Source organism: Pseudomonas jilinensis (assembly GCF_003586265.1).
GTDB lineage: Bacteria > Pseudomonadota > Gammaproteobacteria > Pseudomonadales > Pseudomonadaceae > Halopseudomonas > Halopseudomonas phragmitis.
This window is the reverse complement of record NZ_QJSA01000003.1, coordinates 212901-232144: the sequence shown is the minus strand read 5'-3', so window position 1 is coordinate 232144 and position 19244 is coordinate 212901. Positions and strand designations below refer to the sequence as shown.

The following is a 19244-nucleotide window of genomic DNA, read 5'->3' as shown; positions in this document are numbered from 1 at the left end:
GAGAAGAGTGGACCTGGTATTCATCAATGGGCTGGAAGTCGAAGCTGTGATCGGCGTCTATGACTGGGAGCGCGAGATTCGCCAGCCGCTGGTGATTGACCTTGAGCTGGGCTGGGACATCCGTCGGGCGGCAGCCGAAGACAATCTGCAGGCAACGCTGGACTATGCGGCCATCAGCCAGCGCGTGCTGGACTGGGTCGGCGCAAGTCAGTTCCTGCTGGTCGAGGCATTGGCTGAGGAGCTGGCGCATCTGATTCAGGCCGAGTTCGCAGTGCCTTGGCTGCGAGTGCGGGTGACCAAGCCAGGTGCAGTGGCCGCTGCCCGAGGGGGCGTGGGGGTGCAGATCGAGCGGGGAGTGCGCCCGGCATGATCGAGGTATTTCTCGGCCTGGGTAGCAATACCGAGCGCGATGACCATCTGCGCCGTGGGCTGGATGCACTGGAGCAGTTGCTGGGGCCGCTGGATCTGTCGCCGGTTTTTGAAAGCGAGGCGGTCGGGGTATTGGGTCGGCGTTTTTACAACATGGTGGTAGGCGCCTACACGCACTTGCCGCTGGCGGATCTGAATGCTGCGCTGAAGGCCATCGAGGCCGCCTGCGGGCGCCGGGAGCAGGCGTCTCCCGGGCGCATTACCCTGGATATCGATATTTTGACCTATGGCCAGTTGTGCGGCGTGCATGACGGTATGCGCCTGCCGCGGGCGGAAACCGCCCGCAATGCCTTTGTGCTGTGGCCGCTGGCCTTGCTTGCGCCACACGCCCGGCTTCCGGGTGACGGGCGCAGTTATCTTGAATTATGGACCTCCTGGCAGGGTGATCAGGCCCTGTGGCCGGTGGCCTTCGACTGGCGCGGTCGCGCGTTGAGCGCGCCTGAGCTGGTTGCTGAGCATCAGGCCCGGGCGGTATCGGCCAAGTAAGGCCCTAGCGGGCCTTGGTGTAATTGCTCAGTGCGTCTAGACGCTGACGTTCCAATGCCTTTCCCAGTTCCGCACCCTGTAAACCCTGCTCTAGCAAGGGCTGAATACTGACCTCGCGAGCGAGTCGGGCTGCTTGGCGCAGATAGTCGGCCTGCGGATAGGGCTGCTGTTCAAGGCCAAGGCGCCCGCGGGCGTCGGCTTCACAGGCGCCGAGAAACAGCTCGAAGCGCTCCGGCCTGCGATAGATGTCGAAGGCCTTGAACAGCTTGAGCAATGTCTGTGGGCGCAACTCCAGAGCCCTGTGGCAATGGGTGTGATATTCGCAGGTCAGCAGGGCCAGTTCCTGGCACTCGCGCGGTACCTTGAAGCGCTGATTGACCGCCTTGACCGCTTTCAGTCCCTTGGTTTCATGGCCGTGGTGTTTGGGCCAGTGTTCGCTGGAGGTCAGGCCCTTGCCCAGGTCGTGCAGCAGACAGGCCCAACGGGCCGGCAGTGGCAAGTTCAGTTGGGCAGTCTGGGCCAGTACCAGCAGCAGGTGCTCGCCGGTATCGATCTCCGGGTGATGGGGGGCTGGCTGCGGTACGCCAAACAGTGCATCAACCTCGGGCAACAATTGTGCCAACGCGCCGCATTCACGCAATACCCAGATGAAGACTTCCGGGCGTGGTTCCATCAGTGCCCGGCTGATTTCCTTCCAGACCCGCTCGGCGGTCAGCGCCTGCAATTCGCCGGAGTCGGCCAGTTCGGCCATCAGCGCCAGAGTTTCGGGCGCTACCACGAAGCCCTGGCTGGCATAGCGGGCGGCAAAGCGTGCGACCCGCAGCACCCGTAGTGGGTCTTCGACAAATGCCGGAGACACATGACGCAGGATCCGGGCCTGCAGGTCCCGCTGGCCGCCGTAGGGGTCAATCAGGCCGCCCTCGGCGTCCATAGCCATGGCATTGACTGTCAGGTCACGGCGCAGCAGATCCTGCTCCAGGGTGACGTCCGGGCTGGTGTGAAAGGTAAAGCCGCCATAGCCGACCCCGCTTTTGCGCTCGGTCCGAGCCAGTGCGTACTCTTCGCCGCTCTTGGGGTGCAGGAATACCGGAAAGTCCTGGCCCACCGGGGTGTAACCCTCACTGCGCAGTTGCTCAGGGGTGGCGCCGACCACCACCCAGTCGCGTTCGCTGACGGGCAGGCCAAGAAGTTGGTCGCGGACGGCGCCGCCGACCAGATAGGTAGTGTAGGAACTGGGCATGAGGCTCAGGTTGTAAGATTCAAGCCTGTAGCTTATCAGACCGGCGGTATGCTGAGGTCGAACTTGGGTATCTTCTCGTCGTCGGCCCCTGGCTTGGGTGGCATGTGCATAGCCTGCACCAGCTTGTCGCCCTCCATGCTTTCCAGATGAACGTCAAAGCCCCATAACCTATGCAGATGGCGAAGCATTTCCTGGGTGGTTTCGCCCAGTGGTTTGCCGTCGTGACGTTGATGACGCAGGGTCAGCGAGCGGTCGCCACGGCGGTCAACCCGCCAGACCTGAATATTGGGCTCGCGGTTGCCCAGGTTGTACTGGGCGGCGAGCAGTTGGCGAATGGTGCGGTAGCCGCTATCGTCGTGGATAGCGGCAATTTCCAGGTGGTCGTCATGTTCGTCATCGACCACGGCAAACAGTTTCAGGTCACGGATGACCTTAGGCGACAGGAACTGCAGGATGAAGCTTTCGTCCTTGAAGGTGCGCATGGCGAATTTCAGGGTTTCCAGCCAGTCGCTGCCGGCAATGTCGGGGAACCAGCGGCGATCTTCCTCGGTCGGGTTTTCGCAGATGCGGCGGATGTCCTGCATCATTGCAAACCCCAGTGCATAGGGATTGATGCCGCTGTACCAGGGGCTGTCGAACGGCGGCTGGTAGATAACGCTGGTATGCGATTGAAGAAACTCCATCATGAAGCCATCGGTGACCCGGCCTTCGTCGTACAGATGATTGAGCAGGGTGTAATGCCAGAACGTCGCCCAGCCCTCGTTCATGACCTGGGTCTGGCGCTGCGGGTAGAAGTACTGCGCGACCTTGCGCACGATGCGTACTACTTCGCGTTGCCAGGGCTCCAGCAACGGGGCGTTCTTTTCGATGAAGTACAGCAGGTTTTCCTGCGGCTCGGCCGGGTAACGCGGCTCCGGCTTGTCTTTTTCGCGCCGCTCGTCGCTGATCGGAATGGTGCGCCACAGGTCGTTGACCTGCCGCTGCAGGTGCTCTTCACGCTCGTGCTGGCGCTGGCGTTCCTCTTCGGCGGAGATTGGATAGGGACGCTTGTAGCGGTCGACCCCATAGTTCATCAGCGCATGGCAGGAATCCAGCAGGTCTTCGACGGCGTCGATGCCATGACGTTCTTCGCATTCGCTGATGTACTGCTTGGCAAACACCAGGTAATCGATGATCGCGCTGGCGTCGGTCCAGGTGCGGAACAGGTAGTTGCCCTTGAAGAACGAGTTGTGCCCGTAGCAGGCGTGGGCGATGACCAGCGCCTGCATGGTCATGGTGTTCTCTTCCATCAGATAGGCGATGCAGGGATCGGAGTTGATCACGATCTCATAGGCCAGGCCCATCTGGCCGCGCTTGTAGTTTTTCTCGGTGTGCAGGAAGTGCTTGCCGTAGGACCAGTGGTGGTAGCCCAGAGGCATGCCCACCGAAGCGTAGGCGTCCATCATCTGCTCGGCGGTGATGACTTCGATCTGGTTCGGATAGGTATCCAGACCATAGACGTCGTGGGCTATGCGGCCGATTTCGCGATCATAGTCACGGATCAGGTCGAAGCTCCATTCCGAGCCGGTGGAGATCAAATGCCGGGTCATGTGACCATCCTCTTCTGGAACAGCTTGCGAAAGACCGGATAGATGTCTCCGGCATCGACTATCTGCTGTTGGGCAAAACTGTCGGCGAAACGTTCCGAGACCTGCTCATACTCGTACCACAGGGCTTGGTGCTCGCGTGGGGTGATTTCCACATAGCAGTAGTACTGCATGGCCGGCATGATCCTGTTCAGCAGCAGATCACGGCAGATGGGGGAGTCGTCATTCCAGTTGTCGCCGTCCGAGGCCTGGGCGCAATACAGGTTCCATTCGCTCGGGGAGTAGCGCTCCTCGATGATCTGTTGCATCAATCGCAGGGCGCTGGAGACGATGGTGCCGCCAGTTTCACGGGAGTAAAAGAACTCTTCTTCATCGACTTCCTTGGCGCTGGTGTGGTGGCGGATGAACACCACTTCGATACGCTCGTAATTACGCCGCAGGAACATGTACAGCAGGATGTAAAAACGTTTGGCCAAGTCCTTGGTGGCCTGGGTCATGGAGCCGGAGACATCCATCAGGCAGAACATCACCGCCTTGGAGCTGGGCGTCGGCTGCTTGGTGATCAGGTTGTAGCGCAGGTCGAAGGTGTCGAGGAACGGGATGCGCTCGATCATGGCGCGAAGATGCAGGATTTCCTGTTCCAGGCGCTGAATGTCGGCCAGATTGTCAGGCTGGGTCAGGCGCAGTTGCTCCAGCTCCTTGCGCGCTTCGCGCAGTCGCGCCCGGCTGCCGCCGGACAGGGCGATGCGTCGGGCATGGGCGGCACGCATTGAGCGGACGATATTGATCCGCGACGGGTTGCCCTGTTGGCTGATGCCGGCCCGTACCGGCTTGAAGGTGTCGGTGCCGGCCAGGTGGCGCTTGACCAGATTGGGCAGGGCCAGATCCTCGAACATGAAGTCGAGGAATTCCTCCTGGGTGATCTGGAAGACGAACTCGTCCATGCCTTCGCCGCTGTTGCCGGCTTTGCTGCCACCCTGGCCTCCGCCTCCGCCCTGGGGGCGAGGGAGGCGGTCGCCGGTAGTGAATTCGCGATTGCCTGGGTGGACCCGGGTTTGCCGCCCGCCGGGACCATGGTGAAAGATTGGCTCGTCAATGTCCCGGGCCGGAATACTGATTTGTTCACCATGCTCCATATCGGTAATCGAACGCCGGCCTACCGCCTCTTCCACAGCTTTCTTGATATGCGACTTGTAGCGCCGCAGAAAGCGCTGGCGGTTGACCATGCTTTTGTTCTTGCCGTTCAAGCGTCGGTCAATCACATAACTCATTCGGGCCCCTCCGGGGCCGCTGGCTCAAAGCTTGGAGCGGCCCCTGTGGTAGTGTTGCCTAGGCGTGTACTACGCTCGTATTGCTTTCGCGTTATGCGAGTTACTGAGCTTTTCTTACACGCAGATACCATTCCGACAGCAGCCGCACCTGTTTCTCGGTATAACCGCGCTCGACCATGCGGGTGACGAAGTCGTTGTGTTTCTTCTGGTCCTCTTTCGATGCCTTGGCGTTGAAGCTGATGACCGGCAGCAGGTCTTCGGTGTTGGAGAACATTTTCTTCTCGATCACCACCCGCAGTTTTTCATAGGACAGCCAGGTCGGGTTCTTGCCGTGGTTGTGGGCCCGGGCTCGCAGTACGAAGTTAACGATCTCGTTACGGAAATCCTTCGGGTTACTGATGCCGGCCGGTTTCTCGATCTTCTCCAGTTCCTCGTTGAGCGCCGCGCGGTTGAGAATCTCGCCGGTATCCGGGTCGCGGTATTCCTGATCCTGAATCCAGAAGTCGGCATACATGACATAGCGGTCGAAAATGTTTTGTCCGTATTCGCTGTAGGACTCCAGGTAGGCGGTCTGGATTTCCTTGCCGATGAAGTCGACGTAACGCGGTGCCAGGTACTCCTTGATAAAGCGCAGGTAACGCTCGCTGACATCGTTGGGGAACTGTTCCTGTTCAATCTGCTGCTCCAGCACATAGAGCAGGTGAACCGGGTTGGCGGCAATCTCGCTGTGATCGTAGTTGAACACCTTGGACAGGATCTTGAAGGCGAACCGGGTCGACAGACCGCTCATACCTTCATCGACGCCAGCCGTGTCGCGGTACTCCTGAATCGATTTGGCCTTGGGATCGGTATCCTTGAGGTTTTCGCCGTCATAGATGCGCATCTTCGAGTAGACGTTGGAGTTTTCCGGTTCTTTCAGGCGCGAGAGCACCGAGAACTGGGCCAGCATCTTCAGGGTGTCCGGGGCGCAATGGGCGCTGGCCAGCGAACTGTTGGTCAGCAGCTTTTGGTAGATCTGGATTTCATCGCTGACCCGCAGGCAATAGGGCACCTTGACGATGTAGATGCGGTCGATGAACGCCTCGTTGTTCTTGTTGTTGCGGAAAGTGTGCCATTCCGACTCGTTGGAGTGGGCCAGAATGATGCCACTGAACGGAATCGCGCCCATGCCTTCGGTGCTGTTGTAGTTACCTTCCTGGGTGGCGGTCAGCAGCGGGTGCAGCACCTTGATCGGCGCCTTGAACATCTCGACGAACTCCATCAGCCCCTGGTTGGAGCGGCACAGGCCGCCGGAGTAGCTGTAGGCGTCGGGGTCGTTCTGCGGGAACTCTTCCAGCTTGCGGATATCGACCTTGCCGACCAGCGAGGAGATGTCCTGGTTGTTCTCATCGCCCGGTTCGGTCTTGCTGATGGCGACCTGCTGAAGGATCGAGGGGTAGAGTTTGACCACTCGGAACTGGCCGATGTCGCCATTGAACTCATGCAGGCGTTTGACCGCCCAGGGCGACATGATGCTGGTCAGGTAGCGCCGAGGGATACCGTAGTCTTCCTCGAGAATAGCGCCGTCTTCCTCTGCACTGAACAGCCCCAGCGGCGACTCGAATACCGGTGAATCCTTGATTGCATAGAAGGGCACCTGCTGCATAAGCGCCTTGAGCTTTTCCGCCAGTGAGGACTTGCCGCCGCCGACCGGGCCGAGCAGGTAGAGGATCTGTTTGCGCTCCTCCAGGCCCTGGGCCGCATGCTTGAAGAACGACACGATGTGCTCGATCGCGTCTTCCATGCCGTGGAAGTCGGCGAAGGCCGGATAGCGCTTGATCATCTTGTTGGAAAAGATCCGCGATAGCCTGGGGTCCAGCGAGGTGTCGATCAGCTCCGGTTCGCCAATCGCCTTGAGCAGCCGTTCCGACGCGCTGGCGTAGGCCATTGGGTCGGTTTTGCAGAGCTCAAGGTACTCCTGCAGGGAATAGTCCTCCTGCCGTGTGGCTTCGAAGCGGTTCTGAAAATGGCTGAATATGCTCATGACACGACCTCGCTGTTGCCTGGGATGAGGTCTGTGACTTCCGGGCACCTTCCCGTCTGACGCGCAGTACCGGGCGACGGCAAATCCTGATGCGTGAATCCCCCAATACCACCTGTTGCACGGGCATGCGTGGGGAGTCTGTCGGAGACCCGGCAGCCGGCGTCCCGGCTACCGAAGGGACCGGCAGGCTCCCTTGTTATCGGAAGCCGGCAGACCGGCACTCACTTCTTTGATTGCCTTGTTCTCAGAATAGTTCTTTTGCGCGCGGGGGGAAGGGCGATTATGAAAAAAAGTGCGACGAAGAGTGGGCTGGGCGGTTCAGTTTTGCTCAATGTACTCAGGGTAGTATTGGCGCCACAGTTCGAAGCCGCCGTCCAGACTGTAGACCTCGGCAAAGCCGACATTGGCCAGGTAGGCGGCGGTCGGCTGGCTGGAGTTGCCGTGATAGCAACAGACAATCAGCGGCTGCTGCTGGTCGGTACTGGCGATGAACTGGGCGAGGTTGTCGTTGTCGAGCCGCACCGCGCCACGAATATGCCCCTGGGCATAACTTTGCGGGTCGCGAATGTCGGCGAGATTGGCCCCGTTTTCCAGGATTTTGACCGCCTGCTCGGCACTGATACGTTGAAATTCGCTCATGGGCTTATCCTCTTAGTCGGCACAGTCGCACTGGTGCCGCTCGCCGGTATCCAGGTTCATCAGGGTCATGTTGCCGCCCCAGACACAGCCGCTATCGAGTGCATGTACCCCGGGGGTATCACAGCGCGCCTCAAGAGCAGCCCAGTGGCCAAAGACGATCTGGGTCTCTGGGTCGCGGCGGGGGAAGCTGAACCAAGGGGCAAAGCCCTTGGGGGCATGCCCCAGGCCTTCCTTGGATTTCAGGTCCAGGGTGCCATCGGCCAGACAGAAGCGCATGCGGGTCAGGTAGTTGGTGATCACTCGCAGCCGCTCGGTGCCCTTGAGGCTGGGTTTCCAGCGGTCAGGCTTGTTGCCGTACATCTCGTCCAGATACCAGGGCAGGCGCTCATCGCAGCGCAAGACCTCTTCAACCTCGGCCGCTCGGGCCAGGGTCTCGTTCACTCCCCAGATCGGCGGGATGCCGGCATGGGTCATAATGATGTCATGGGTTGGATCATAATGCGCCAGCGGGCGGCGGCGCAGGCTTTCAAGCAACTGTTCGCGATCCGGGGCCTTGAGAATGGCCAGCAGGGTATCGGATTTGCGCAGTCGGCTGGCATCACGAGCGGCGGCCAGCAGGTGCAGATCATGATTGCCCAGTACCGCCACGCAGGCATCTCCCAGACTGTCGAGAAAGCGCAGGGTTTCCAGCGAGTCGGGACCACGGTTGACCAGATCGCCGACCGACCAGAGGGTGTCGCGCGAGGGATTGAAGTCAACCTCGGCCAGCAGGCACTTGAGGGGCTTAAGGCAACCTTGAATGTCTCCAACCGCGTACGTGGTCATGGCGCTCTTGTCAGTTCAGGGCGTTGGGCTGGGCCAGTCGGAACAGCGGAATGCCGGCGCGAAAGGCGTGGCCGTCCTCAGCTCGCATGCCATAGCTGCCTTCCATGGTGCCCACCGGAGTCTCCAGAACGCAACCACTGGTGTAGGTGTGGCTGGCGCCGGGTGCGATCACGGGCTGTTCGCCGACCACGCCGGGGCCGCGCACTTCCTGCAGCTTGCCATTGCCGTCGGTGATCAGCCAGTGGCGGTCGAGCAGTTGGGTGGCGATGTCACCGGTATTGCTAATGGTTATGGTATAAGCGAAGGCAAAACGGTTGGCCTGGGGCTCCGACTGTTCATCAAGGTAGCGGGTGGCTACCTTGATGCTGATGGCATAATGCGGGTCAGAACTCATTGACCTCGCTCCTGGTCCGCCAGATGGTTGGCCAGGCGGACGAAGCCGGCCAGGTCAATTTGCTCGGGCCGCAGTCCCGGGTCGATCCCGGCGGCTTCGATGGCGCTGCTGTCGAGCAGCGGCTTGAGCGTGTTGCGCAGGGTCTTGCGGCGATGGTTGAAGGCTTCACGCACGATCCGCTCCAGGCAGCTCAGATCCTTGGCAGGATGAGGCAGACTGGCGTGGGGGGTGAGCCGGACAATCGCTGAATCGACCTTGGGCGGCGGGTTGAACGCGCCGGGGCCAACATCGAACAGGTGTTCGACCTGGCAACGGTACTGGACCATGATGCCGAGCCGTCCGTAGTGATTTTCACCGACCTGGGCGGCCAGGCGCTGGACCACTTCCTTTTGCAGCATGAAGTGCATGTCGGCGACATGTTCGGCCTGATCCAGCAGGTGGAACATCAGCGGGGTCGAGATGTTGTACGGCAGGTTGCCGACGATGCGCAGTTTCTCGCCAGCCTCGACCAGGCTGCTGAAATCGAACTTCAGGGCGTCGCCCTTGTGCAGTCGGAACAGCGGGTTATGGCCGAACCGGGCCAGCAGGATCGGGTGCAGGTCGTGATCGAGTTCGACTACGTCCAGCCGAGCGTTGCCGGCCAGCAGGCCGCTGGTGATCGCGCCCTGGCCGGGGCCGATTTCGACCAGATGCTGGCCTTCACGCGGATGGATGGCGCGCAGGATGCGGTTGATTACGCCGTGGTCATGGAGAAAATTCTGGCCGAAGCGCTTGCGCGCCCGGTGTGGGGCAAACTCAGTCATGGTGTGTTCCGGCTTCGATCATCTCGATGGCGGTAGTGAGGGCTACGTACAGGCTACCGGCATCGGCGCGGCCGGTGCCGGCCAGATCCAGCGCGGTGCCGTGATCGACCGAGGTGCGGATGATCGGCAACCCCAGGGTGATATTTACGGCCTGACCGAAACCCTTGTGTTTGAGCACCGGCAGGCCTTGGTCATGATACATGGCCAATACCGCATCAGCCTGATCCAGGTGCTTGGGGGTGAACAGGGTGTCGGCTGGCAGGGGACCGTGCAGATCCAGGCCACGCTCGCGCAGGCGTGCCAGCACTGGCTCGATTACTTCGATTTCCTCACGCCCCAGATGCCCGCCTTCGCCGGCATGCGGGTTGAGGCCGCAGACCAGAATGCGCGGGTTACTCAGACCGAATTTGTGGCGCAGGTCGTTATCCAGGATGCCGATGACCCGTTCCAGCAGTGGCTGGTCGATGGTGTCGGCTACCGCTCGCAGTGGCAGATGGGTGGTGGCCAGGGCTACCCGCAGGCCGGGGCAGGCCAGCATCATCACGACCTGTGCAGTGTGGGTCAGTTCGGCAAAGAATTCGGTGTGCCCGGAGAAGGCCACGCCGGCATCGTTGATTACGCCCTTGTGGACCGGGGCGGTGACCACGGCGGCAAACTGTTGGTCCAGACAACCCTGGCCGGCCTGGCGCAGGGTTTCCAGCACGTAGCCGGCATTGGCCGGATCGAGCTGGCCGGGCCGGCAGCGACTGGTTAACGGCACATGCTGCACGCATAGCTGACCGGCTGTTTGCGCTGCGGGCGGCTGGCTGGGGTCGAACGCTGTGAGTTCTACCGTCAGGCCCAGTTGCCGCGCCCGCTCATGCAGCAGGTCGATGTCGGCGATGATCACCCGTTGGTGCCGGCAGGGTTGGGCTGCCAGCATCAGACACAGGTCGGGGCCGATACCCGCCGGCTCGCCGGCGGTCAGGGCAATGGCATGACTGCTCACTAGATGCGGATCTCGACGAAGGCTTCATCGCGGATTTCCAGCAGCCAGCTCTGCAGCTCTTCCTCGTACTTGCGGTTCTGCAGCAGATTGATGGCTTGCTGCTCGCGCATTTCCTCGGTCATGTCGACCCGGCGTGAATCCTGGACTTCGAGAATGTGCCAGCCGAACTGGGTCTGGAACGGCAGCGAGACCCGGTTCTGTGGGGTGTCGAGCATCATGTCGCGGAATTCCGGCACCATCATGTCCGGCGATATCCAGTTGAGCGAGCCGCCGTTGAGCGCCGAACCCGGGTCTTCGGAGAAGGCGCGGGCCAGAGTGGCGAAGTCTTCGCCGTTCTGGATGCGCTCATACAGCCGGCGCACCAGTTGCTCGGCTTCCTGTTCGGAGCGGATTTCGCTGGGTTTGATCAGGATATGGCGGACCTGAAACTCCTCGACCAACTGGCTGTCGCCACCGCGCTTTTCCAGCAGTTTGAGGATGTGGAAACCGGCCGGGGAACGGATCGGCTGGGTGATTTCACCCACTTCCAGGCGGCCCACGGCGGTGGCAAATGGTCCGGGCAACTGAGCAGCCTTGCGCCAGCCCAGCTCGCCGCCTTCCAGCGCGGTATCGCCGCCCGAGCGGCTGACTGCCAGAGTGGTGAAGTCGGCGCCAGCACTCAGTTCCTGATGGATCTCGGCGGCGGCCTGGGCGACACGTTCAACATCGGCCTGGCTGGCGCTGTCGGAGATCGGCAGAACGATCATTGCCAGGCGGTAGTCGGCCGACATCTGGAACCGGCCTACCTCGGAGTTGAGGAAGTTGCGCACTTCCTGGTCGGAGACCTGGATACGCTCGGCCACCCGGCGCTGACGCACCCGGTTGATGATCATCTCGCGGCGGATCTGGTCGCGGGCTTCCGCGTAGCTGATGCCGTCACGCTCCAGAGCGGCGCGGAACTGGTCAAGGGTCAGGCCGTTGCGCTCAGCTACCTGCTGCATGGTCTGGTTGAGGCTGGCGTCGTCGATCCGAATGCCGGCGCGCTCGGCCATCTGCAACTGGATGCTTTCCAGTACCAGGCGCTCGATGACCTGCTCGCGCAATACGCTGTCCGGGGGGGCACTGGTGCCACGCTCCTGGAGCTGCAGGCGCACGCTGTGCATGCGCTGTTCGACTTGACTGGCCATCACCACGTCGTTGTCGACGATGGCGGCGACCCGGTCCAGCGGAACTACCTGGGCCTGGAGCTGGCTGCTGAGAAAAAGGCCAGCACACAGGCTGATCAACGCTGGGTATAACTTAGAAGGCATTGTCTTCACGCTCTCTGTAACCAGGGATACCTTCGTTCAGAAGGTTTTCAACACGACTACCGGTTAGGTTGCCTAATCCTTTGAACACGATCTGCAGGAAAATTCCCCGATCCGGTTCGTCATTGCGGTTGGGGTTGAGACTGGTCTCGTCATAGTCGATCCAGTACCGGTTGATGACCCGCAGCTTCCAGCAGCAACTGTCGTACTCGAAGCCGCCGTAGCTTTCCAGAGTACGATTGCGGCCGTAGTCATACTGCCAGCGGCCAATCAGGCTCCACTGCGGGCTGACCGGCCAGATGAACGAGAAGTCATGCTGGTCGATCTTGTAGTAGTTCTTGATGTAGTTGGGGCTGCCCGGCAGACCGTAATCGGGATTGAAGGTCCATTGCCCGGTTTCGCGGTCGAAGCGCAGGGTGTCGTTGCGATAGCGATAGCCAACGTTGACCACCTTGCGCGGGTTGTCGGCCGGCTGGTAGTGCCACATGGCGCTGCCGGAACGGGTGGTGCGCTGATCCGGATCCCAGTTGAAGGTCGAGTTGAAGCGCCAGTCGCGGTTGTAGCGGTACTGGTACTCCAGCGCGTAGGGCGATACCGATGCCTGAGCAGTGTCGCGAGTACGATAATCGATCCCGCGCAACTGTACCTTGCGGTCCTGGAAGTAGTAGGCCTGGCCAATACTCAGGCGTTGGCGCTCGAAGCCGTTGGCCTCGATCCAACGGTTGGTCAGGCCGAGTGACAGCTGGTTGGCATCGCCAATGCGGTCCTTGCCGGAGAAACGGTTTTCCCGCCACAGCGCGCCATAACTGAAGCTGGGCTCGCCGGAGTCGAAGATCGGGATATCGGTCTGGTCTTTCTCCGGTACATATAGATAGAACAGCCGCGGCTCCAGGGTCTGGGTGTAGCTATTGCCGAACAGCTCGGTGGGTCGGTCGAAGTACAGGCCGCTGTCGACGCTGAAGATCGGCAGACCACGGTCCTGGCTGCTTCTGAACCGTTCGTCGGCATTCAGGCTGGTCTTGCCCTGGTTGTCGAGCGACAGGTCGTAGTGGGTATAGGCATATTTGACCGAGGGGCGCAGGAAGCCCCAGGTCCAGTTCAGTGGCAGGCTGACGCCCGGCTCCAGGTGCAGACGCTCGCCCTCGGCGCGGGTCAGGCCCTGCAGCCGGTCGTCGTACCAGCGATGTTCGGGGCCGCCGGTGTTGCCATCCTGATCGGTAAAGAACCCGCTCATCAGGTCACGCTGGAAGCTGACGTACTCGGTCCGGTAATCCAGGCGCACGCCGCCGGGCTGCATCGGCACCACGCCGTTGACGGTCAGCTGTGGCAGCCGCTCGTACGGGGTGATGTCGGTGATAGTGGCCCGCTCGTAGGCGTGCAGGTTGAGCCGGGCAGTGTAGCTGTCGCCACGCCAGCTCAGGCTGCCACGCTGGTCGAGGAAGTTGTCGGTCTTGATCCCCAGGTAGGTGTCCAGATCCTGGAAGTAATAGGGGTCGCTGATGTCGGTGTAGTCGACCTCGGCTCGCAGCCGGGAGCCGAACTGCGATTCGTTCTGCCAGCTATACATCCAGCGCTGGTCTTTGTATTTGGACTGCAGCTTGCGCTCGTCTTCGCGGTCGTCGAGGAACGCCGCGCCGACCTGGCCGCGGCTGCTGGGGGTCAGATAGCGGAACTCTCCCTCCATCAGCAGACCGCGGTCGGTCATGATGGTCGGGTACAGGGTGGCGTCGTAGTTGGGCGCCAGGTTCAGGTAATAGGGCAGTGTCAGCTCGCTGCCCGAGTTTTGGCTGTAGGACATGCTCGGAACCAGCAGGCCGCTCTGGCGCCGGTCGTCGATCGGGAAGTAGATGTAGGGGGTGTATAGCACCGGTACATTCTTGACCCGCAGAGTCACATTCCTGGCTTCACCCCAGCCTTTCTCCCGGTCCAGTTCGATATCGCGGCCGGTCAGGGTCCAGGTGTTATGGCCTGGTTCGCAGGTGGTGTAGGTGCCATTGGCAACCACGATGATCGCATCTTCGCGGCGTTTGAGGCTGTCGGCGGTGCCGCGGGCGTGCGCCTCGTGCATCACGTAGCGGACATCCTCGACCTGGGTGGCGCCGGTGCCGATATCCATCCGGGCCCGATCGCCCAGAACCAGAACGCCGTCGTCACGCAGGCGGACGTTGCCCTGCAGCTCGACCTCGTTGGTGTTGCGGTTATAGCGAGCCTGGCTGGATTGAGCCTGCAGGCGACCCTGGCGCAACAGCACGTCACCTTCGAGGGTGCCGACCTGACTGTCCTGCTCGAAGCGGCTGGCATCGGCAGTGGCATAGACCGGCAACTGATCGAATGGGGTGCCGTCATCGCGGCCCTCACGCTCCGGTTCGACATAGGTGCCGCCGCAATAAGGTGCGATGGCGGCCTGTTGCTCGGCGCTGAGCTGGCTGCGCGGAACCCAGTCCAGCTCGGTGTAAGCCGTTTGCTGAGGCTGGGCCGACGGCGCGGCACTGCGCGTCGGGCCGGGTTGCTCGGTGCTCACAGTGCGCTCGACCGGTTCTGCTCGGGTCGGGCGCGGAGGCATCGGCGAGGTTGTTTCCAACGGACTGCAGACCCAGCCTCCATCACTGCCGGCACGACATTGGACCTGGCTGTTGGCCAGGCTGGTCATGGGTTGGGCCAGCAGCAGGCCGCTGACCAGCAGTAGGGGGAAGGTGGGATGAAACGGAGGTATACGCTCAGCCATTGTTGTGGTATCCGGGCTTCCTGTTCGGTGCGGGACTCGCGGTGCTTGTGCGAGCTCGGCGCAACATGCATGCTGCGTCAAATCGTCGGGATCATGGATAATAAAGCATTGTGCGGCGCCAGAGCCAGCGTCGCTCCGGATTGGGATGGACAAGATGGATGCAAGACTAGAATTGATGAAAGCCTGGTTGCCCAAGGCGCTGGCCAGCGCCGGGACTCAGGTGAGCTGGACAGAGCCGCCGCAAGGGACTCTGGCACCCGCCAGCACTGACGCCAGTTTTCGCCGCTATTTTCGTTTGCAGAGCGATGATCGCTGCCTGATCATCATGGATGCACCACCGCCGCAGGAGGATGTGCGCCCCTTCATGCGCATTGCCTCGCTGCTGGCTGACGCGGGTGTGCGGGTGCCGAGAATTCTGGCAGCCGATCCCGAGCGTGGTTTTTTGCTGCTCGAAGATATGGGCCGCGACACCTATCTGCAAAGCATCCAGGCCGGCCTGCCCGCCGTCGAGATTGAGCGCCTGTTCGGTGCTGCGATCGAAGCGCTGCTGGCCTGGCAGCAGGCCAGCCGGCCCGGCGTGCTGCCGGACTACGCCGATGAACTGCTGCTGAGTGAGCTCAATCTGTTCCCGGACTGGTTCGTCGAGCGGTATCTGGATCGGGTCCTGAGTCCGGAACAAATTGCCGACTGGGAGCAACTATGCCAATTGTTGCTCGGTAGCATTGGCGCTGAGGCCCGGGTATTCGTACACCGTGACTTTATGCCGCGCAATCTGATGACCAGTGCAGGCCAGCCCGGTGTGCTGGATTTTCAGGATGCGCTGTACGGGCCGGTCAGTTATGACGCCACCTCGCTGTTCGCTGATGCCTTCTTCAGCTTTTCACCCGCCGAGCGCCAGCAATGGTTGCACCGCTACTGGCAGCGCGCGCGTGAGGTCGGTGTGCCGGTTCCCGAGCGGGTTGAAACCTTCCTTGATCAATCACGGCTGATGGGGGTCCAGCGCCACCTCAAGGTGCTGGGGATCTTCGCGCGCATTCGCTATCGCGATGGCAAGCCGCACTACCTGGAAGATGCGCCGCGCTTCATTCGCTATCTGCGTGAAGCCTGCGCCCAGGATCAACGGCTGGCCCCCTTGCAGCGTCTGCTCGATAGTCTGGGCCTGCCCGGTCTGGAGGCGCTGGGGTGAAAGCCATGATCCTCGCCGCCGGCAAGGGCGAGCGGATGCGGCCGCTGACCCTGCATACGCCCAAGCCTCTGCTGGAGGTTGGCGGCAAACCCTTGATCCAGTGGCATATTGAAGCGCTGGCCCAGGCCGGTATCCGTGATTTGGTGATCAACCATGCCTGGCTGGGCGAGCAACTGGAAACCTATTTCGGCAATGGCGCTGCCTGGGGCGTACGCATCCAGTGGTCGGCCGAGGGCGAGCCGCTGGAAACCGGTGGCGGTATTCACCGGGCTCTGCCGCTACTCGGGGCCGAGCCCTTCCTGCTGGTCAATGGTGACATCTGGACTGGTATCGACTTTGCCCGGCTGCAACTGGCCGAGGGCTGTCTAGCGCATCTGGTACTGGTCGATAATCCCGAACACAAGGCGCAGGGCGACTTTGTCCTGCATGAGGGGCGGGTACTCAATCCGCAGGCAGGCGATACTGGCCTGACCTACAGCGGCGTTGCGCTGCTGGCTCCTGAGCTGCTGGTGTCTGAACCGGGCGACTCGTTCCCGTTGGCACCACTGCTGCGCCGGGCCGCTGCAGCCGGGCAGGTCAGTGGCGAGCATTATCCGGGGCTGTGGATTGATGTCGGTACCCCGGAGCGGCTGGCGCTTGCCGACCGTCTCGCCTGGGAGGGTTGAACGTGCTGTGGCCGGTGACCGTGCTTGGCGGTGTGCTCGGTGGTCTGGCTGGCGGCTTGCCGGGCGGCATCTTTGGGGCCGTGCTGGGGCATGCGCTGGATCGTTACTGGGGCCTGAAGCGCTGGGCCGATGTACCAGCCCGGCTGCGTCGGCTGGTGACCTTCGAGCAGGTGCTGTTTCTGTGCCTGGGGCGTTTGGCCAAGGCCAGTGGACGGGTGCGTCAGGAGCATTTGCAACTGGCCCGGGATCTGATGCAGCAATACCGGTTGGACGAGAGCCAGCGGCTGCAGGCCATGCAGTGGTTCAATCAGGGCAAGGCGCCGGATGTGCGGATCAGGCCGCTGGTCAAACTGCTCGGGCGTGATGACCCCGCGCGAGCGGTGGAGCTGATCGACAGTTGCTGGCGCATGGCGCTGGCAACCGGGGCGCTAAGCAGTGAGCAACAGCAACACCTCAACGACTGGGCAGCACTGGCCGGACTAGGCAAGGGTGAGCAGCAGCGCATGCATCAGCGTCATCAGCGTCGCAGTAGCGGGTCGGGGCAGCAGGCACCGATGGCCAACCGCGACCGGCTGAGCGAGGCGGCCGAGTTGCTGGGCGTGGCGCTGGATGCCGAGGTGGCGCAGATCAAGCAGGCTTATCGCCGCCAGCTCAGCCTTCATCATCCGGACAAACTGATGGCGCGCGGTGCCTCAACCCAAGAGCAGGCCGGTGCTGGCGAGCGCATCCGGGCCATTCAGGAGGCCTATGAGCGGATCAAGCGTTATCGCGGTTTTCGCTAGGGGAACACTGATTAAATCAGTTTCGGTGCTGGCCCAATTGTCGCTGACCTGTGCTTGCGTGTAATTAATCAGTGTTTCCCTCGGGCAGGCTGCGCTGCAACCATCCATCAATCCGTTTGATCAGCATGGTCTGGCCTTGGGGCATGCTTGCCGGGTCGGCCGGGCGTAATTGCTGGTAGTGCTCATATCCCAGGCGTTGGGCAGTCAGGCGGCGTTCGCGAGCGGAGCGGTCATCGCCAGCCCGACTGCTGGGCACGATATCCAGTAGCGGTTTGTCCCAGCCTTCTATTAAGGTGCTTGCTGTGGGGCCGGTTTCCGGGCTGCGCAGGCGGTACAACACCAGGGCATCGAATGTGTCCGCTTGCTCGGTGCCGACTTGTAAGGCCAGCCAGGCCGCTTCGCCGCGACCCAGCAGGATCACCTGCTCTGCACCCTGTTCACGCAGGTGGCTGGCGCTGTGCTGCAACCGTTCACGGGCCAGCAGCCGCCAGGCTTGCTGGCGTTCAAGCCGCTGCTCCTGGGGCAGGCCGAAGTCTTCGGCTGGTTGATCAGGCAGGGCGATGGCCAGCGTCTGCCAGCCGGCTTCACTCAATTGACGCCGGGCCGGGCCGATCAGTTGCGGCCAATCGGCATGCTCGGCACGGTCGGCCACCAGGACGATCGCACCATGCGCCTCGGGCCGGGCGGCAGGCAGCCAGAGGCCCAGCCAGTGCTGTTCGGTAGTGTTCAGGTTGAGCTGCTGCTCGCCGGGCAACTGACGCATCAGGTCCTGCTCGTGTTGCAGGCCGCGTGTGGTTGATGGCAGTTGCTGAATGGCCGGTGGGGCTGCGTCCGGATGCAGCTCGTCGGCGTCCAGCTCCTCGTCGGGAATGCCAGCCTGCGCCATATTGCCCAGCGCCAGCAGAATCAGCAGTGACCAGCGATACAAAGGTGCCATGAATCAGGGTTCCGTTGCGTGTACAATCGGCACATTACTGCATGGGGTCACTGAAACTCCACTGTCCTGTCCGCCTGATGCCGAGAAAACCGATGCTCGATTACGCGATTGCCCCGTCCATTCTGTCTGCCGACTTCGCCCGCCTGGGTGAGGATGTCGACAAGGTACTGGCCGCTGGTGCCGATATCGTCCACTTCGATGTAATGGACAACCACTATGTGCCCAACCTGACCATTGGCCCGATGGTTTGCAGTGCGCTGCGCAAGTACGGCATTACGGCGCCGATCGATGTGCATCTGATGGTCAAGCCGGTGGATCGGATCATCGGCGACTTCCTTGAGGCCGGTGCCAGCTACATTACCTTTCATCCCGAGGCCAGCGAGCACATCGACCGTTCGCTGCAACTGATCAAGGATGGCGGTGCCAAAGCCGGTCTGGTATTCAACCCTGCGACCCCGCTGGACAGCCTCAAGTACGTGATGGACAAGATCGACATGATTCTGTTGATGAGCGTTAACCCGGGCTTTGGTGGCCAGAAGTTCATTCCCGGTACACTCGACAAACTGCGTGAGGCGCGGGCGCTGATCGACGCCAGCGGTCGTGAGATTCGCCTGGAAATCGACGGTGGAGTCAACGAACAGAACATCCGCGCCATCGCCGAAGCCGGCGCAGACACCTTCGTGGCCGGCTCGGCAATCTTCAACAAGCCGGACTACAAGGCCGTGATCGACAGCATGCGGGCGGAACTGGCACTGGCCCGGGGCTGATCCCTAGTGGATTGCCGCGCTGCGCTCGCAATGACGGCTGGGGTTAGGTCTCGGGTTGCCGCGGCCAAGACGTCGGCGGGTGCAGTTGGGCCACGGGTTGCCGCGGCCAAGACGTCGGCGGGTGCAGTTGGGCCACGGGTTGCCGCCGCCAAAACGTCGGCGGGGGGAGTTAGGTCCCGAGCTGCCGCTCTTGAAACGTTAGCGGGTGAGGT

At 61.7% G+C, this 19244-nt stretch carries 18 protein-coding genes; 6 read left to right on the top strand and 12 right to left on the bottom strand.

Annotated elements, in window-relative coordinates:
* Positions 1-7 precede the first annotated feature (7 nt).
* Together folB and folK are read left to right on the top strand one after the other, a co-directional pair.
* The gene (folB, locus tag C2846_RS04590; protein ID WP_119700796.1) at positions 8-370 is read left to right on the top strand and encodes a dihydroneopterin aldolase; all 363 of its coding nucleotides are present in this window, start codon (positions 8-10) and stop codon (positions 368-370) included.
* A complete protein-coding gene (gene folK / locus C2846_RS04585; RefSeq protein ID WP_119700795.1) occupies positions 367-915 on the top strand; it encodes a 2-amino-4-hydroxy-6-hydroxymethyldihydropteridine diphosphokinase in 549 nt (182 codons plus the stop codon). The genes folB and folK overlap by 4 nt, the downstream gene beginning before the upstream one ends.
* Before the next feature lie 4 nt (positions 916-919).
* Here the strand turns inward: folK and C2846_RS04580 are convergent, their stop codons facing one another.
* The 11 genes from C2846_RS04580 to C2846_RS04530 all read right to left on the bottom strand — a co-directional run bounded on the left by C2846_RS04580 (position 920) and on the right by C2846_RS04530 (position 14695).
* Complete coding sequence (locus C2846_RS04580) at positions 920-2155, bottom strand: multifunctional CCA addition/repair protein (protein ID WP_095624758.1); 1236 nt, start codon at positions 2153-2155, stop codon at positions 920-922.
* Between the two features lie 35 nt (positions 2156-2190).
* Positions 2191-3744 carry a SpoVR family protein gene (locus C2846_RS04575; RefSeq protein WP_095624759.1) on the bottom strand — a complete coding sequence of 518 codons (1554 nt, stop codon included), beginning with the start codon at positions 3742-3744 and terminating at the stop codon, positions 2191-2193.
* Entirely contained in the window at positions 3741-5012 is a 1272-nt protein-coding gene (locus tag C2846_RS04570; RefSeq protein WP_119700794.1) for a YeaH/YhbH family protein, read from the bottom strand. The genes C2846_RS04575 and C2846_RS04570 overlap by 4 nt, the downstream gene beginning before the upstream one ends.
* A 100-nt stretch (positions 5013-5112) precedes the next feature.
* Positions 5113-7035 carry a PrkA family serine protein kinase gene (locus tag C2846_RS04565; protein WP_080049347.1) on the bottom strand — a complete coding sequence of 641 codons (1923 nt, stop codon included), beginning with the start codon at positions 7033-7035 and terminating at the stop codon, positions 5113-5115.
* A 318-nt stretch (positions 7036-7353) separates the two neighbouring features.
* Positions 7354-7674, bottom strand: a complete 321-nt coding sequence (gene glpE / locus C2846_RS04560) for a thiosulfate sulfurtransferase GlpE (RefSeq protein WP_119700793.1) — start codon at positions 7672-7674, stop codon at positions 7354-7356.
* A 12-nt stretch (positions 7675-7686) separates the two neighbouring features.
* Entirely contained in the window at positions 7687-8499 is an 813-nt protein-coding gene (locus tag C2846_RS04555) for a symmetrical bis(5'-nucleosyl)-tetraphosphatase (RefSeq protein WP_119700792.1), read from the bottom strand.
* Between the two features lie 10 nt (positions 8500-8509).
* The gene (gene apaG, locus C2846_RS04550) at positions 8510-8893 is read right to left on the bottom strand and encodes a Co2+/Mg2+ efflux protein ApaG (RefSeq protein WP_080049349.1); all 384 of its coding nucleotides are present in this window, start codon (positions 8891-8893) and stop codon (positions 8510-8512) included.
* The gene (gene rsmA / locus C2846_RS04545; RefSeq protein ID WP_119700791.1) at positions 8890-9696 is read right to left on the bottom strand and encodes a 16S rRNA (adenine(1518)-N(6)/adenine(1519)-N(6))-dimethyltransferase RsmA; all 807 of its coding nucleotides are present in this window, start codon (positions 9694-9696) and stop codon (positions 8890-8892) included. The genes apaG and rsmA overlap by 4 nt, the downstream gene beginning before the upstream one ends.
* Complete coding sequence (pdxA, locus tag C2846_RS04540; protein WP_119700790.1) at positions 9689-10684, bottom strand: 4-hydroxythreonine-4-phosphate dehydrogenase PdxA; 996 nt, start codon at positions 10682-10684, stop codon at positions 9689-9691. The genes rsmA and pdxA overlap by 8 nt, the downstream gene beginning before the upstream one ends.
* A complete protein-coding gene (locus C2846_RS04535; protein WP_080049352.1) occupies positions 10684-11973 on the bottom strand; it encodes a peptidylprolyl isomerase in 1290 nt (429 codons plus the stop codon). Before C2846_RS04535 ends, pdxA begins: the two co-directional genes overlap by 1 nt.
* Positions 11963-14695, bottom strand: coding sequence for an LPS-assembly protein LptD (locus tag C2846_RS04530; protein ID WP_119700789.1), 2733 nt, complete (start codon positions 14693-14695; stop codon positions 11963-11965). Before C2846_RS04530 ends, C2846_RS04535 begins: the two co-directional genes overlap by 11 nt.
* Before the next feature lie 154 nt (positions 14696-14849).
* On the opposite strand from C2846_RS04530, the gene C2846_RS04525 reads away from it, so the two are divergent.
* Genes C2846_RS04525 through C2846_RS04515 form a run of 3 tightly spaced genes read left to right on the top strand, consistent with a single transcriptional unit; the run spans position 14850 to position 17328 of the window.
* On the top strand, positions 14850-15881 hold the full coding sequence (locus tag C2846_RS04525) for an aminoglycoside phosphotransferase family protein (protein WP_165443761.1): 1032 nt from the start codon (positions 14850-14852) through the stop codon (positions 15879-15881).
* On the top strand, positions 15878-16546 hold the full coding sequence (murU, locus tag C2846_RS04520) for an N-acetylmuramate alpha-1-phosphate uridylyltransferase MurU (RefSeq protein ID WP_080049355.1): 669 nt from the start codon (positions 15878-15880) through the stop codon (positions 16544-16546). The genes C2846_RS04525 and murU overlap by 4 nt, the downstream gene beginning before the upstream one ends.
* Before the next feature lie 2 nt (positions 16547-16548).
* Positions 16549-17328 carry a DnaJ domain-containing protein gene (locus tag C2846_RS04515; protein WP_131038202.1) on the top strand — a complete coding sequence of 260 codons (780 nt, stop codon included), beginning with the start codon at positions 16549-16551 and terminating at the stop codon, positions 17326-17328.
* 64 nt (positions 17329-17392) lie between these two features.
* Here the strand turns inward: C2846_RS04515 and C2846_RS04510 are convergent, their stop codons facing one another.
* On the bottom strand, positions 17393-18265 hold the full coding sequence (locus C2846_RS04510) for a DUF3530 family protein (RefSeq protein ID WP_119700787.1): 873 nt from the start codon (positions 18263-18265) through the stop codon (positions 17393-17395).
* A gap of 92 nt (positions 18266-18357) precedes the next feature.
* On the opposite strand from C2846_RS04510, the gene rpe reads away from it, so the two are divergent.
* Positions 18358-19032, top strand: a complete 675-nt coding sequence (gene rpe, locus C2846_RS04505) for a ribulose-phosphate 3-epimerase (protein ID WP_119700786.1) — start codon at positions 18358-18360, stop codon at positions 19030-19032.
* Positions 19033-19244 lie beyond the last annotated feature (212 nt).